Annotated in this window: 15 protein-coding genes and 5 tRNA genes; 9 read left to right on the top strand and 11 right to left on the bottom strand. The window is 71.8% G+C overall.

The window, feature by feature from the left end; translation table 11 throughout:
- Nucleotides 1-17 precede the first annotated feature (17 nt).
- Nucleotides 18-431, top strand: a complete 414-nt coding sequence (locus JIX56_RS38100) for an SsgA family sporulation/cell division regulator (protein WP_004002642.1) — start codon at nt 18-20, stop codon at nt 429-431.
- Nucleotides 432-727: 296 nt separating this feature from the next.
- On the top strand, nt 728-1,288 hold the full coding sequence (locus JIX56_RS38095) for a CGNR zinc finger domain-containing protein (RefSeq protein ID WP_257547498.1): 561 nt from the start codon (nt 728-730) through the stop codon (nt 1,286-1,288).
- Between the two features lie 83 nt (nt 1,289-1,371).
- Here JIX56_RS38095 and JIX56_RS38090 read toward each other — a convergent pair whose 3' ends face one another.
- Both JIX56_RS38090 and JIX56_RS38085 read right to left on the bottom strand, forming a co-directional pair.
- Nucleotides 1,372-1,524 carry a hypothetical protein gene (locus tag JIX56_RS38090; protein WP_200300465.1) on the bottom strand — a complete coding sequence of 51 codons (153 nt, stop codon included), beginning with the start codon at nt 1,522-1,524 and terminating at the stop codon, nt 1,372-1,374.
- 181 nt (nt 1,525-1,705) lie between these two features.
- Entirely contained in the window at nt 1,706-2,161 is a 456-nt protein-coding gene (locus JIX56_RS38085; RefSeq protein ID WP_257547497.1) for a hypothetical protein, read from the bottom strand.
- Between the two features lie 171 nt (nt 2,162-2,332).
- Between JIX56_RS38085 and JIX56_RS38080 the strand changes: the two genes are divergently transcribed.
- A complete protein-coding gene (locus JIX56_RS38080) occupies nt 2,333-2,851 on the top strand; it encodes a DsbA family protein (RefSeq protein WP_257547495.1) in 519 nt (172 codons plus the stop codon).
- Between the two features lie 25 nt (nt 2,852-2,876).
- Here the strand turns inward: JIX56_RS38080 and JIX56_RS38075 are convergent, their stop codons facing one another.
- From JIX56_RS38075 to JIX56_RS38065, 3 genes are read right to left on the bottom strand one after another with little or no spacing between them, the layout of a single operon-like run.
- On the bottom strand, nt 2,877-3,701 hold the full coding sequence (locus tag JIX56_RS38075; RefSeq protein ID WP_257547493.1) for a GNAT family N-acetyltransferase: 825 nt from the start codon (nt 3,699-3,701) through the stop codon (nt 2,877-2,879).
- Between the two features lie 53 nt (nt 3,702-3,754).
- A complete protein-coding gene (locus JIX56_RS38070; RefSeq protein ID WP_257547491.1) occupies nt 3,755-4,576 on the bottom strand; it encodes an aminotransferase class IV in 822 nt (273 codons plus the stop codon).
- Entirely contained in the window at nt 4,573-5,616 is a 1,044-nt protein-coding gene (locus tag JIX56_RS38065) for an anthranilate synthase component I family protein (RefSeq protein WP_257547489.1), read from the bottom strand. The genes JIX56_RS38070 and JIX56_RS38065 overlap by 4 nt, the downstream gene beginning before the upstream one ends.
- 157 nt (nt 5,617-5,773) lie before the next feature.
- Between JIX56_RS38065 and JIX56_RS38060 the strand changes: the two genes are divergently transcribed.
- The 5 genes from JIX56_RS38060 (at nt 5,774) to JIX56_RS38040 (ending at nt 6,250) form a co-directional block, all read left to right on the top strand.
- Nucleotides 5,774-5,846, top strand: a tRNA-Gly gene (locus JIX56_RS38060).
- 39 nt (nt 5,847-5,885) lie between these two features.
- Nucleotides 5,886-5,959: transfer RNA gene (locus JIX56_RS38055), tRNA-Cys, on the top strand.
- Between the two features lies 1 nt (nt 5,960).
- A tRNA-Val gene (locus JIX56_RS38050) sits at nt 5,961-6,032 on the top strand.
- Nucleotides 6,033-6,072: 40 nt separating this feature from the next.
- Nucleotides 6,073-6,144: transfer RNA gene (locus tag JIX56_RS38045), tRNA-Val, on the top strand.
- A 34-nt stretch (nt 6,145-6,178) separates the two neighbouring features.
- Nucleotides 6,179-6,250 (top strand) — tRNA-Val (locus tag JIX56_RS38040).
- A gap of 55 nt (nt 6,251-6,305) precedes the next feature.
- Here the strand turns inward: JIX56_RS38040 and JIX56_RS38035 are convergent.
- The 4 genes from JIX56_RS38035 to JIX56_RS38020 form a co-directional block, all read right to left on the bottom strand.
- Nucleotides 6,306-6,614: a TFIIB-type zinc ribbon-containing protein gene (locus JIX56_RS38035; protein WP_257551344.1), complete on the bottom strand. Its 309-nt coding sequence runs from the start codon at nt 6,612-6,614 to the stop codon at nt 6,306-6,308.
- 87 nt (nt 6,615-6,701) lie between these two features.
- Nucleotides 6,702-7,649: a phosphotransferase family protein gene (locus JIX56_RS38030; protein ID WP_257547487.1), complete on the bottom strand. Its 948-nt coding sequence runs from the start codon at nt 7,647-7,649 to the stop codon at nt 6,702-6,704.
- Nucleotides 7,650-8,143: 494 nt separating this feature from the next.
- Complete coding sequence (locus tag JIX56_RS38025; RefSeq protein ID WP_257547485.1) at nt 8,144-8,344, bottom strand: hypothetical protein; 201 nt, start codon at nt 8,342-8,344, stop codon at nt 8,144-8,146.
- Between the two features lie 256 nt (nt 8,345-8,600).
- Nucleotides 8,601-8,840: a hypothetical protein gene (locus JIX56_RS38020; protein ID WP_257547483.1), complete on the bottom strand. Its 240-nt coding sequence runs from the start codon at nt 8,838-8,840 to the stop codon at nt 8,601-8,603.
- 196 nt (nt 8,841-9,036) lie between these two features.
- Between JIX56_RS38020 and JIX56_RS38015 the strand changes: the two genes are divergently transcribed.
- A complete protein-coding gene (locus JIX56_RS38015; RefSeq protein WP_257551342.1) occupies nt 9,037-10,359 on the top strand; it encodes a serine/threonine-protein kinase in 1,323 nt (440 codons plus the stop codon).
- 113 nt (nt 10,360-10,472) lie between these two features.
- Here JIX56_RS38015 and JIX56_RS38010 read toward each other — a convergent pair whose 3' ends face one another.
- The gene (locus JIX56_RS38010; protein WP_257547481.1) at nt 10,473-11,291 is read right to left on the bottom strand and encodes a TrmH family RNA methyltransferase; all 819 of its coding nucleotides are present in this window, start codon (nt 11,289-11,291) and stop codon (nt 10,473-10,475) included.
- A 107-nt stretch (nt 11,292-11,398) separates the two neighbouring features.
- A complete protein-coding gene (cobA, locus tag JIX56_RS38005) occupies nt 11,399-12,631 on the bottom strand; it encodes a uroporphyrinogen-III C-methyltransferase (RefSeq protein ID WP_257547480.1) in 1,233 nt (410 codons plus the stop codon).
- Between the last annotated feature and the right edge of the window lie 206 nt (nt 12,632-12,837).

Below are 12,837 nucleotides of genomic sequence, written 5' to 3'. Positions count from 1 at the left end.
GAAAGGCCATGGCGCTTATGAACACCACGGTCAGCTGCGAGCTGCACCTGCGCCTCGTTGTGTCGAGCGAGTCCTCACTGCCTGTTCCCGCGGGACTGCGGTATGACACGGCCGATCCCTACGCCGTGCACGCCACCTTCCACACCGGAGCCGAGGAAACGGTCGAATGGGTGTTCGCCCGCGACCTCCTCGCCGAGGGCCTGCACCGGCCCACCGGCACCGGCGACGTCCGTGTCTGGCCGTCCCGCAGCCACGGTCAGGGCGTCGTGTGCATCGCCCTGAGCTCTCCCGAGGGCGAGGCCCTCCTCGAAGCCCCGGCGCGGGCCCTGGAGTCCTTCCTGAAGCGCACAGACGCCGCCGTGCCGCCCGGCACGGAACACCGGCACTTCGACCTCGATCAGGAGCTCTCGCACATCCTGGCGGAAAGCTAGGAAGCCCCACACAGCCGCCCGGCGCCGTCCACTCGGGGAGACGGCTCGGGCCAAGACAACCGAATACGGCTCAGGCCGACCCATCGACGCCGTCGTCGCGGACCTCCGCGCGGCGGCGTCGCCTTGCCCTGATACGACCGGAAGGGGCCCGGGGCACCAATCGGGCCCTCGGCCCGTTCCGCTCGTATCAGGGGTGCTTCGGACCGGTCCACGCCGGTCCGCCGCCTCGCCGAGCCACTACCATCGGCCACCATCGGCGGGCGCCCGCCCGACCCTCGCAGGCCAGGGAGCGAAACGTGCTGATCACCCACGACACCCGGTGTGCCCTCGACACCGTGGTGGATCTGGTGAACACCGCGCCGGAGAACGATTCGGCGACGGACGGGCTCACGGACGTCCCGTCGCTCGCCGACTTCGTACGAAACCACGGGGTCAGCGACGTCGGCGTGCTGTCGGAGTTCGATCTTTCGGCCGTGCGCAGGATCCGCGGCCGGTTCACCGAGGTCTTCGCGGCCCCCGACGCGGGCTCGGCCGCCTCGGTCATCAACGATCTGATCGCCGCCGCGGGCACCACACCCCGGCTCACCAACCACGACGGCTACGACTGGCATGTGCACTACTTCGCGCCCGGTGCCTCCCTCGCCGACCATCTCGCGGCCGACTGCGGCATGGCCCTCGCCTTCTTCGTCGTCGCCGGGGAGCAGGAGCGGCTGCGCCGCTGCGAGGCGCCCGACTGCCGGCGTGCCTTCGTCGACCTCTCCCGCAACCGCTCGCGCCGCTACTGCGACAGCCGCACCTGTGGAAACCGCCTGCACGTGGCCGCCTACCGGGCGCGCCGCAAGGAGGCGGCGGGCTGAGGAGACGGCGGGCGGTTCGGCGAGGGCGCGGTCGGGGACTGACGGAGCCCTCGACGGGTGACGTCAGGGGCTCCGTTTACAGCTCAGAGCATCAGCAGGTCGTGCAGTGACGCCATGAGCAGCAGGCAGCCGATCACCGCAAGGAAGATCATCAGCGGTGGCTGGGAGAGCGCGAAGAGACAACCTCGCCGCTCCTGGGGTGGGGCGGTCGTGTCGCTCTGTGTTGTGTCCAGCATCTCGCCGCGATGATGACGCAGCGGAGACCCTCCGCGCGATCAACCCACCCGGAATGACGGAGAGTTCGCCAATATCCACAACGTCCGGAGCGAACGTGATCACTTGGGCGCCGCCGCCCGACCTTCTGTGTCGTTTCAGTCCGTGGCGTTTCGGGCGGTCGGAGCCTTGCGCTCCTTCGGATCAGATGCCGTGCTTCTTCAGGATCGCCTCGATGTCGCTGAAGTCGTCCCCGCCGGACGCGCCGGAACCGGTCGCCCGGGGTGTGGCCGCCGGGCGGGCCGCCGGCCGTGAACTCCGGCCCAGCGAGGGCGCCGAGGCCGCCGGGGCTATCGCCTCGGTGCCGGACGTCTTGGCCGCCTTGCGCTCCTTGCCGGTGCCTCCACGGCGCCGCTCCACGGCACGCGTGGTCATGAACAGGAACCAGGCGGCGCCGAGCACGCCGAAGCCGGCCCACGCGGTCGGGCTGAACGCGGTGTCGGCCACCCACTCGACGACCCCGGTCATCACCAGGCCGAGGGGCACGAGTGAATAGGCGGCGATTCGAGTCGCCCTGAGGAAACGCTTCCGGTACGCCGTGATCGCGGCGAGGCCCAGGCCTGCCGCGGAGACGGCGGCACAGACTGTCTCGGCAATCATCCGGTCCTCCAGGCTGTGCTCGGTCGGGCGGTCTCGGTCCGTCCCTTCCATCCTGCACCGTCACGCGTCCGATATGCCATGGTCCGGGGAGACCTCAGGGACATCTCCGGGTCGTCTCGGGGTCGGCCCTGGATTGGGCCGGTGCGGACCCGGGCTGGGAGACTGATCCCCATGAGCGACTTCTCCCCCGTGCCGTCCGCCGTCGTCCTGGACGTCTGGTGCGAACTCCAGTGTCCCGACTGCCGCAGCGCCCTCGACGACATCCGCGCGCTGCGGGCCCGTTACGGCGACCGGCTCGACGTACGGCTGCGGCACTTCCCGCTGGAGAAGCACAAGCACGCGTTCGCCGCCGCGCAGGCCGCCGAGGAGGCCGCGGAGCAGGGGCAGGCGTGGCCGTACGTCGAGGCCGTGCTCGGCAGGGTCGAGGAGCTGGACCGCGCGGGCGAGCCGTTCCTGGTCGAGGTGGCCCGTGAACTCGCTCTTGACGCCGAGGAGTTCGACACCGCGCTGATCGACGGCCGGCACATCCTGATCGTCGACGCCGACCAGGCGGAGGGCAAGGCGATCGGTGTGACGGGCACCCCCACCTATGTCATCGGCGGCGAGCGCCTCGACGGCGGCAAGAGCCAGGCGGGGCTGCGTGAGCGGATCGAGGAGATCGCCGACCGGCTGCTGGCCGAAGGCGCCTGACCTCCGGGGCGCCTCGCTGCAGCCGTCAGAGGAGGGGCTTGGACAGGTGGTAGGCGGTCGTCTCGTAGCCGAGCGACTCGTAGAGGCATTCGGCCCGGAGGTTTCCCGCGAAGACGTTGAGGGCGATGGTGGTCTTCCCGGCGGCCACCGCCTGGGCCTCCGCCAGCAGCATGAGCGTACGGCCGTGTCCCCTGCCCCGGTGTGCGGCGTCCGCCTCCACGTCGTACACGAAGGCGGTGTCGTCGGTCAGCCACAGCCACAGGGTGCCGACTCTGGTGCCCTCGTGTTCCAGCACGCTGCACAGGTTGTTCTCGGAGGCCACTCCCTGCCGCAGGCACCGCTCGTAGTCGTCGGCGGCCCTGGCATACGCCTCCGCCTCGGGTACGCCGCGGGTGATCAAGTCCTGCGCGTAGCCCTCCAGCCCGGCCTCCCTCCACGGCCCGTACTCGGCCTCGGTCATGGGCCGACCGCGGCTGCCCGCGGGCAGCTCGGGCGGGGTGCCGTCGAGGGCCTTGCGCATGCCCCGGTTGCGCAGGACGTAGCCGAGCGCCTGGGTCAGCCGCAGCGCCGGCTCGGCGCCGGCCGGGACGGTCGTCTCGATCCGCCGGCAGCCCCAGCCGCGGGCCACCTCCTCGGCGGCGAGTGCGGCCACCGTGGCCCGGCCGCGCCGCCGGTCCGGTTCATCGATCCGCAGATCCAGGATCCGGGCGGCCGAGGACCCGGGATCGGGGCGCGTGCCGAGGTGTATCTCGCCGACGGGACGGCTGTTCACGCACACCTGATAGCGGCGCGAACGGGACCCGTCGGCGGCGTGCTGAAGCGGCTCGATGGGCCGCAGGGTGGTGGTCATCAGGGGTGTTCTACCCGCTCCGGACCGCCGGGTCAGCCCAATATCGGCGGCATTTACGGGTCCAGGTCGTCGCCGGATCGCTCGTCGAAGACCCGCATCGCCTTGGCCGTCACCGGGCCCGGAGTGATGGACAGTTCGCGGGCGTCGACGCGGTGCACGGCCTGCACGTCGCGCAGGCTCGACGTCAGGAAGATCTCGTCGGCGCGCTCCAGCACGTCCAGCGGCAGGTCGGTCTCGCGGGCGCCGGTCCACTCGACGACTAGGGCGCGGGTGATGCCCGCGAGGCAGCCGGAGGCGACCGGCGGGGTGTGGATCTCGCCGTCGAGGACGACGAAGACGTTGGAGCCCGTGCCCTCGCAGAGCTGTCCCACCGTGTTGGCGAACAGCGCCTCGGTGGCGCCCTGTTCGTGGGCGCGGGCGAGGGCGACGACGTTCTCGGCGTACGAGGTGGTCTTCAGGCCGGTGAGGGCGCCGCGCTCGTTGCGGGTCCACGGGACGGTGATCGCGGCGGTGGAGTCGGCGCGCCGGGCGGTCTCGCCGAGCGCGACGACGAGGGTAGGGCCGTGGTCGCCGCGGTCGGAGCCGAGCGGTGAGACACCGCCGGTGTAGGTGATGCGCAGCCGGCCGAGCGCCACCGGGCCCGCCTCCAGGACGGCGGTGCAGGCGCGGCGCACCTCGTCGAGGTCGGGCTCGGGCAGGCCGAGTCCGCGCGCCGAGCGGGCCAGCCGGTCGAGGTGGCGGGTCAGCGCGAACGGCCGCCCGTCGACCGCCTTCACGGTCTCGAAGACGCCGTCGCCCACGGTCAGCCCGTGGTCGAGGACGGAGACACGGGCGGAGTCGATGTCCTGCAGTCCGCCGTCGAGCCAGATCTTCACGTAAGGGTCCTCCCACTCGCCTCGTACGTTCCCGACGCTACCGCGAGCAGCCGGGCGGCCTTCAGCTCGGTCTCCCGCCACTCCGCCTCGGGGTCCGACCCCCAGGTGATGCCCGCGCCCGTGCCGAAGCGAAGCGCGCCCGCCGCCCGGTCGATCCAGAAGGTACGGATCCCGACGGCCAGCTCAGCGGTGCCCCGGTCCGCGTCGACCCAGCCGATGCCCCCGGTGTACGGGCCGCGCGGGGCTGTCTCCAGGGCGTCGATGATCCGCAGGGCGCTCGACTTGGGCGCGCCGGTGACGGAGCCGGGAGGGAAGGCGGCGGCGAGCAGCTCCGGCCAGCCGGTGTCCGTGCGCAGCCGACCGCGCACGAGCGAGACCAGGTGCACCAGCCCCGGGTGCTTCTCGACGACGCACAGGTCGGGCACGGTCACGGAGCCGGTGGCGCAGACCTTCCCGATGTCGTTGCGGACCAGATCGACGATCATCACGTTCTCGGCGTAGTCCTTCTCCAGGAGATCCGCCTCGGTGCGTCCGGTCCCCTTGATCGGGCCCGACTCGACGACCCGGCCGTCGCGGCGCAGGAAGAGCTCGGGCGACGCGGTGGCGATCTCGACGCCGTGCGCCGGGAGGCGAATCGTTCCTGCGAACGGCGCCGGGTTGCCGCGCGCCAGTAGCGCGGTCAGGGCGTCCACATCGGCGTCCGGCGCGACAGGGGCCGACAGCACCCGGCAGAGGTTCGCCTGGTACACCTCGCCGGCGGCGATGTGCTCGCGTATCCGGCGTACGCCCGCCGTGTACGCGGAGCGATCGAGGGACGACGTCCAGTCATCGACACCCGGCCCCCACCACTCCCCCGGCACCGGAGGGGGCGCCGGCTCGCGACGTACGTCACGGAAGCGCGCGCACATCAGACCGCCCTCGTAGTCCGCGCACACGGCCCAGAAGCCGGACGAGTCCAGGGCGGCGGCATCGCTGGTCACATCGGTGAGACCGGTGGCCACGAGGTCGCCGAAGCGGGCGAGCGGAGGGAGGTCGAGCACGCAGTCGAGTCTAGGACGGGTGCCTCGCGGGCGGACCCGGCCGGGTCCTGGACCGGACGTACCGCAGCACGCTGCACAAACGCGTTTTTGTACTGGCCCCGGAATCCGCTAGAGTTCAACTCGTCGCCGGGACGCGGAAGCGGACTGGACACGACAAGCGGACGTAGCTCAGTTGGTAGAGCGCAACCTTGCCAAGGTTGAGGTCGCCAGTTCGAACCTGGTCGTCCGCTCGCAGGAAAGTGGGGGATCTTCCCGAACCCCGCACTCCTGGTGGAGTGGCCGAGAGGCGAGGCAACGGCCTGCAAAGCCGTCTACACGGGTTCAAATCCCGTCTCCACCTCCAAGGACGATTAGCTCAGCGGGAGAGCGCTTCCCTGACACGGAAGAGGTCACTGGTTCAATCCCAGTATCGTCCACTGAGGCCTCAGGGCTTCTGGAGCCGCGAGGCTTCGACCCGCGCGATTAGCTCAGCGGGAGAGCGCTTCCCTGACACGGAAGAGGTCACTGGTTCAATCCCAGTATCGCGCACGCGAGATCCACAGCCCACGGGTTGTGATCCCCAGGACGATTAGCTCAGCGGGAGAGCGCTTCCCTGACACGGAAGAGGTCACTGGTTCAATCCCAGTATCGTCCACACACACCGAGCCCCCGGCCGCTTCTCGCGGTCGGGGGCTTCGTCGTCCTTCGGATCAGCTGGAGAACAGCATGTGGCCGAAGCCGCGGTCGCGGTGGCCGTGGTGGCTCCCGTGATGCCCTCCGTGGTGACCACCGTGCGGGGCGCCCCAGGCCGGGGCGTTGTGACCGCCGCCCGCCGGGTACTGCGGGGCGGCCGGCGGAGGCGGAACGGCCGGGCCGCCGCCCCACTGGGACTCCAGGCGGGTCAGGGACTCCAGCTCGCCGTAGTCGAGGAAGATCCCCCGGCAGCCACTGCACTGCTCGATCTGGACGCCATTGCGGTTGTAGGTGTGCATCTGCGCATGGCACTTCGGACACTGCATGTGCATGGTTCGGCTCAACTCCTCGCCGTTCGGTGCTGCTTCGCGTTACGCCAGGACAGACACTGTCCGGCTGCGGTCGGTTGCACCCTACGTCGGGAAAGCGTTCGCCGACTCGGGCGGGATGCCTCCCATACGGTCACACGCGTCGACAACGGACCGCTGCGCGTCGTCGAGGGGGCGGCCGGCCGCCGTGGACTTAGCGATCGCCAGGGCCGCGGTCTGCACGGTGAGCGCGCGGGCCGGTACGTCCAGTACGGGCCAGGGGTCGCCGTGCGCGGGGACCGCCGGGCCGCCGGCCTGCCGGTACGCGGTGAGGAAGCGGGTCCACTCGTCGGGGAGGAGGAGGCCGCAGGCGTACCAGGCGGCCGGGCGGGCCAGGTCCCAGGCGGGGACGCCCACGCCCAGGTCGTCGACGTCTATGAGTCGCCATGGGCCGGTCGTCGCCGGGTGGCGGACGAGCTGGCCGAGGTGCAGGTCGCCGTGGCAGAGGGTGGTCGCGTCGGGCATGGGGGCCTCGGCTCGGGCCCAGGTGGGAAGGGTGTGCCAGGCGCGGAGGATGGGGGCGGTGGCCGGGTGGTGGGGGGCGGCGGCTTTGAGGCGGGCGATGGCTTGGGCGGCCTTGGCGGGGCCGCGCATGGGGGGCAGGTGCGGGGGTGGGGGCTGACGGTGAAGGCGGGCGAGGAGGGTGGCCGCGTCCTCCCATGGCGCGTGCTCCGGGGTGTCGGGGTCGACCGGGGTGCCGTACGGCCAGAGCGTGATGAGGCGGCCGTGGAGGGGGGCCGGGGTGGGGTGGAGGGGGGCGAGGAGGGTGTCGGGGTGGGCGGTGGCCACCGCCAGGCGGAGGGTCAGGTGGGTGGGGTTCGTTTCGGGGGCGTGGGCCTTGGCGACGGTGTTCGCGTGGCGGACGACTGTGCCGTCGGCGCGTTCGGCGAGGACCGTGTCGGGGTGGGAGCAGGGGGTGGATTCGGGGTGGGCCGTGCTGCGTACCTTGGCCCTCAGGGCGGGGAGTACGTCGGCATCGGCGGTGGCGGTCATGGGTCCCCCTGCGGAGTGGTACGGCGGCGGCGCTGAGCGTGAGCCTACGCAGGCAGGTGCTGTGGGCTGGGGCCGGCCGGGGGGAGGTTCCGCGGCTCGGCGGTCACGAGGTGCCGCTGCGCCCACCCGTGCCGCCCCAGCGGCACGATTGCCCGCAGTTGGGACAGGTCGGGTGGGGGTCACGTCGACACGCTGCCGGCAGCTGGGACAGGTGGGGATCACTGCGACGCGTTGGGCGCAGCCAGGGCAGGCGGGGGTTTCGGTGGCGGGCTGCCGTAGCTGGGCAGGGGAGGTTTGTGGTGGTGGGCTGCCGCAGATGGCTGCGGAGGGGTAGCGACAGCGTCCGTGCTGCCGTCCCGTACGCAGAAAAACAACGCCCGCGCAGCTCCCCAGCTGCGCGGGCGTTTATTGCCGTCCGCCGCACCCCCGTCCCCACGGGGTTTCATGGGTGGATGTCCCCGCCCGGACCGCTCTTCCGGGCCTGGAGTCGCCGCTCAGCGCCCCAGCATCACACCCACGGACGACGCTTGTGTGACCACTGCTTCCCAGCCGCCGAAGGCGTACACGAGCAGGGCCGCCAGGGGGAGGACCATCGCGGTCGCCACCAAGGGGTGGCGACGACCCGGACGGCGCTCGGCGGTGAACGCTCCGCGCTCCCGTGTGCGGATCGCGGTCCGCGGTGCCGTGTAGGCCATGGTCCCTCCTCTGACTGTTCTCGTCGGTCTTGCTTGTCGGTTGGCAGCGGCGGGTGTCTGACCTCGGGGGACGAGTGCTGCACCCGCCGCTTGACCTCAAATCTAGGCGCGCGGCGGGTCGGGGTCGTCATGCCCTCGTACCGATTGGCGGGCCTCCCCGAGGATGAGCAATGACCTGCGATGTACTCCCCAGGGTGGAGACGCGGTCCTAGGTCTCGGGGTCTTCCCGGAGGGGACGCCCGGACTGTCCCTTCTGCTACGGGTTGCGCTCCGAGCCGTCCTCGCGCGGCACCGGCTGTTCGACCAGCGCGAGGACCCGGTTCGCCATGAACCGGGCTGTACGGACCACGGAGCCGTTGCGGGTGACTTCGCTCACTTCCACGACACCTCGGCGTACCGCCGTCTCCACCCGGCGGCCGGCCCTGCTCGCGATCACCTCGTAGGTGCGCGTCGTGTCCCCGGCGTCCACGACTATCTCCACACGGTCACCCTTCACGGGTTCAATCCCCCTTCTGTGGCGGGCGGTTGGGATCACAGGCAGCCCAACACCGGCCCGAACTCCTGTTCCCTGACCACCTTTCAAGTTTCCCACCCGGCACTGACAATCGATCGGGTCGTGAGGGCGCGGCCTCTGCGCACGCCCGGCCGTGGAAACGTAAGCTGTGGCTCGTCAGACGGAACGGGCAGCGGGGATGAACATGGCGATGATGCGCCTGAGGCGCGAGGACCCGCGCGTCGTCGGCTCGTTCAGGATCCACAGACGGCTCGGCGCGGGCGGAATGGGCGTTGTCTACCTGGGCTCCGACCGGCGTGGACAGCGAGTCGCGCTGAAGGTGATCCGCCCGGATCTGGCGGAGGATCAGGAGTTCCGGTCGCGGTTCGCGCGCGAGGTGTCGGCGGCTCGGCGGATCAGGGGCGGGTGTACGGCCCGGCTGGTCGCCGCCGACCTGGAGGCGGACCGGCCGTGGTTCGCCACGCAGTACGTGCCGGGGCCCTCGCTGCACGACAAGGTCGCCGATGAGGGGCCCATGTCGGCCGCCGATGTGGCCGCCGTCGGTGCCGCCCTCTCCGAGGGGCTCGTGGCCGTGCACGAGGCCGGTGTCGTACACCGTGATCTGAAGCCGTCCAACATCCTGCTGTCCCCGAAGGGACCGCGGATCATCGACTTCGGTATCGCCTGGGCGACCGGGGCCTCGACCCTGACCCATGTCGGTACGGCCGTGGGATCGCCCGGCTTTCTCGCGCCCGAACAGGTGCGCGGGGCCGCGGTCACGCCGGCCACGGACGTCTTCTCCCTCGGGGCCACGCTCGCATACGCGGCGACCTCCGACTCGCCCTTCGGACACGGCAGTTCCGAGGTCATGCTCTACCGGGTGGTGCATGAGGAGCCGCAGCTGCGCGGGGTGCCCGACGCGCTCGCCCCCCTTGTCCGCGCCTGTCTCGCGAAGGACCCGGAGGAGCGGCCCAGCACGCTGCAACTGTCGCTGCGGCTCAAGGAGATCGCCGCCCGTGAGGCGCACGGGCTGGTCGATGTCCGGCCGCCCGCGCCTCGTACGGATCCGGACCGGCCCTCGGGGCGGCTCGCGGAGCAGTACGTCGAGCAGCGCACGTTGCGGCAGCCGCCGGAGCCCCGTGGGACTCAGCCGGGAAGGTCGGGTGCACCCGGTACGCCGCCGCCCCGGAACGGTTCCCGTACGGGCGGGGGCGGAGCACGGACCGGCGGTGGCTCGCGGCCCACGCCGTCCCGCAACACCACCGGCCCCGGGAAGCGGACCGCGCAGCGCGGTGGTGCCGGGCGGCCGGGGCCCCGGACCAATGGGACGGGGCGGCGGCCCGCCAATCCGCGGTTGCTGCGGCAGCGGCTCGTCGTCTTCGTCGTGGTGACGTTGCTGGCGGCGCTCGGTATCGCTACGGCGCAGGGGTGTCAGGGGCCGCCGCGTGGGCTCGACGGTGACGGTGGGCGGAGCGGCGGCGTGCGGCAGGAGCGGTCGTTGCTGGAGTCGGGCAGCGGCTGACCGTTGGCCCGCGCGGCGACAGAGACAGAGCTCGGGACTGCTGCTCGGTTGTTCGCCGCGGATTCGAGGGGCCGGTCGCGCAGTTCCCCGCGCCGCTTACGGCGCGGGCCCTCTCAGAGTTGTGGGCGGCCCGTCGCCACCGCGTAGAAGGCGACTGCCGCCGCCGCGCCCACGTTGAGGGAGTCGACGCCGTGGGCCATGGGGATGCGGACCCATTCGTCGGCGGACATCAGGGCCTTGGTGGAGAGACCGTCGCCCTCGGCGCCGAGCATGAGGGCGACGCGGTCCATCCGGTGCGGGGCGGCCTCGTCGAGGGATCTCGCCTTCTCGTCCGGGGTGAGGGCGAGCAGGGTGAAACCGGCGTCGCGGACCGCGTCGAGGCCCTTGGGCCAGGTGTCCAGGCGGGCGTACGGCACGGAGAAGACCGCGCCCATGGAGACCTTGACGCTCCGGCGGTAGAGCGGGTCGGCGCAGTCCGGGGAGAGCAGGACCGCGTCCATGCCGAGGGCGGCGGCCGAGCGGAAGATCGCGCCGATGTTGGTGTGGTCGTTGACCGACTCCATGATCACGACCCGGCGGGTGGCGCCCAGGAGCTGGTCCGCCGTCGGCAGGGGCTTGCGCTGCATGGAGGCGAGGGCGCCCCGGTGCACGTGGTAGCCGGTGACCTGCTCGGCGAGTGCCGGGCTCACCGCGTAGACGGGGGCCGGGAGTTCGTCGATGACGTCGCGCATGACGTCGACCCACTTGGCGGAGAGCAGCATCGAGCGCATCTCGTAGCCGGCTTCCTTGGCCCGTCTGATGACCTTCTCGCCCTCGGCGATGAACAGGCCCTCGGCGGGTTCGCGCCTGCGGCGCAGCTCCACGTCGGTCAGGCCGGTGTAGTCGCGCAGGCGGGGGTCGTCGGGGTCCTCAACGGTGATGAGATCGGCCACAGGGTGATACTGCCTTGTCCTGGGTGTGGTGCCAACGGCTTGGGACGGGTTGGGTTACCGGTGGTTACCGTTCCGCTGTCCTACGGTCCGGGATCGCCGCCCGGGTGTCACGCGTCCGTGCCGGGCCCCACCTTCACGACCTCGCCGATCACGATGACCGCCGGCGGCTTGACCTCCTGCGTACGCACGGTCTCGGCGACCGTCGCGAGGGTCGCGTCGACCCGGCGCTGGGCGGCCGTGGTGCCCTCCTGGACCAGGGCGACCGGGGTGTCCGGGGACTTGCCGTTCGCCACCAGGGTCTCGGCGATCCGGCCGATCTTGTCGACGCCCATGAGGATCACGAGGGTGCCGGTCAGCCGGGCGAGGGCGGGCCAGTCGACGAGGGAGCGCTCGTCGTCGGGGGCCACATGGCCGCTGACCACGGTGAACTCGTGGGCGACGCCCCGGTGGGTGACCGGGATGCCGACCGCGCTCGGGACGGAGATCGAGCTGGAGATGCCGGGGACGACCGTGCACGGGATGCCGGCCTCGGCGAGTGCGTGCAGTTCCTCCATGCCCCGGCCGAAGACGTACGGGTCACCGCCCTTGAGGCGTACGACCGACTTCCCCTGCTTCGCGTGCTCGATCAGCGCGTTGTTGATCGCTTCCTGGGCCATGAAACGGCCGTACGGGATCTTCGCCGCGTCGATCACCTCGACGTGCGGCGGGAGTTCGGCGAGCAGGTCGCGCGGGCCGAGGCGGTCGGCGATGACGACGTCGGCCTCGGCGAGGAGGCGGCGGCCGCGCACGGTGATCAGGTCCGGGTCGCCGGGGCCGCCGCCGACGAGGGCGACACCGGGGGTGCGGGTGCGGTGGTGAGGGGCGACGAGGGTGCCGTCGCGCAGGCCCTCGACGACCGCGTCGCGGATGGCGGCGGTGTGGCGGGGGTCGCGGCCCTCGGCGCGGGTGGTCAGGACGGCTACGGTGACGCCCTCGCTGTGGCCCGTCGCCGGGGTCCAGGCGGTCGCTTCCTCGGCGTTGTCGGAGCGGACGCACCAGATGCGGTTCCGCTCCGCTTCGGCGGACGCGCAAGTGTTCGCTTCCGAGTCGCCGGTGGCGATCAGGACGTACCAGGCCTCGGCGAGGTCGCCCTCCGCGTAGGGGCGTTGCTCCCAGGTCAGCTCGCCCGCGTCCGCCATCGCCTCCACGGACGGGGTCGCTTCCGGGGAGACGAGGAGGATGTCGGCGCCGGCCGCGATGAGGGCGGGGAGACGGCGCTGGGCGACCTGACCGCCGCCGATGACGACCACTCGGCGGCCGGTGAGGCGGAGGCCTACGGGGTAGGCGGGGTGTTCGGCCATGAGGGTGCGGCTCCTCGGGCTGGCGGCGGTGCGGTGGGGCGCTGCGGCTTTGGAGCGGCCCTGACGTGGGGATTTTAGGCTGCGGGTCCGATGGGTGGCTGGGGTGGGTGGGGTTGGGGTGGGTGGGGTTCCTTTCCCCAAGCCCGCCCCTTCCCGAAACCGAGGGCGCTGCCCCCGGCCCCCCGGCTGGGTGGTGCGTGCCGTCG

The organism is Streptomyces sp. CA-210063, assembly GCF_024612015.1.
In the GTDB taxonomy this organism is placed as follows: Bacteria; Actinomycetota; Actinomycetes; order Streptomycetales; family Streptomycetaceae; genus Streptomyces.
The sequence above is the reverse complement of the archived record's forward strand: the minus strand, read 5'-3'. Positions and strand labels throughout refer to the sequence as shown.

Bases quoted from the DNA above. Each gene is read 5' to 3' on its own strand.
- JIX56_RS38100 (WP_004002642.1), top strand. From the start codon at position 18: ATGAACACCACGGTCAGCTGCGAGCTGCACCTGCGCCTCGTTGTGTCG.
- JIX56_RS38090 (WP_200300465.1), bottom strand. From the start codon at position 1,524: ATGCTGGACACAACACAGAGCGACACGACCGCCCCACCCCAGGAGCGG.
- JIX56_RS38085 (WP_257547497.1), bottom strand. From the start codon at position 2,161: ATGATTGCCGAGACAGTCTGTGCCGCCGTCTCCGCGGCAGGCCTGGGC.
- JIX56_RS38080 (WP_257547495.1), top strand. From the start codon at position 2,333: ATGAGCGACTTCTCCCCCGTGCCGTCCGCCGTCGTCCTGGACGTCTGG.
- JIX56_RS38075 (WP_257547493.1), bottom strand. From the start codon at position 3,701: ATGACCACCACCCTGCGGCCCATCGAGCCGCTTCAGCACGCCGCCGAC.
- JIX56_RS38035 (WP_257551344.1), bottom strand. From the start codon at position 6,614: ATGCAGTGTCCGAAGTGCCATGCGCAGATGCACACCTACAACCGCAAT.
- JIX56_RS38030 (WP_257547487.1), bottom strand. From the start codon at position 7,649: ATGACCGCCACCGCCGATGCCGACGTACTCCCCGCCCTGAGGGCCAAG.
- JIX56_RS38025 (WP_257547485.1), bottom strand. From the start codon at position 8,344: ATGGCCTACACGGCACCGCGGACCGCGATCCGCACACGGGAGCGCGGA.
- JIX56_RS38015 (WP_257551342.1), top strand. From the start codon at position 9,037: ATGAACATGGCGATGATGCGCCTGAGGCGCGAGGACCCGCGCGTCGTC.
- cobA (WP_257547480.1), bottom strand. From the start codon at position 12,631: ATGGCCGAACACCCCGCCTACCCCGTAGGCCTCCGCCTCACCGGCCGC.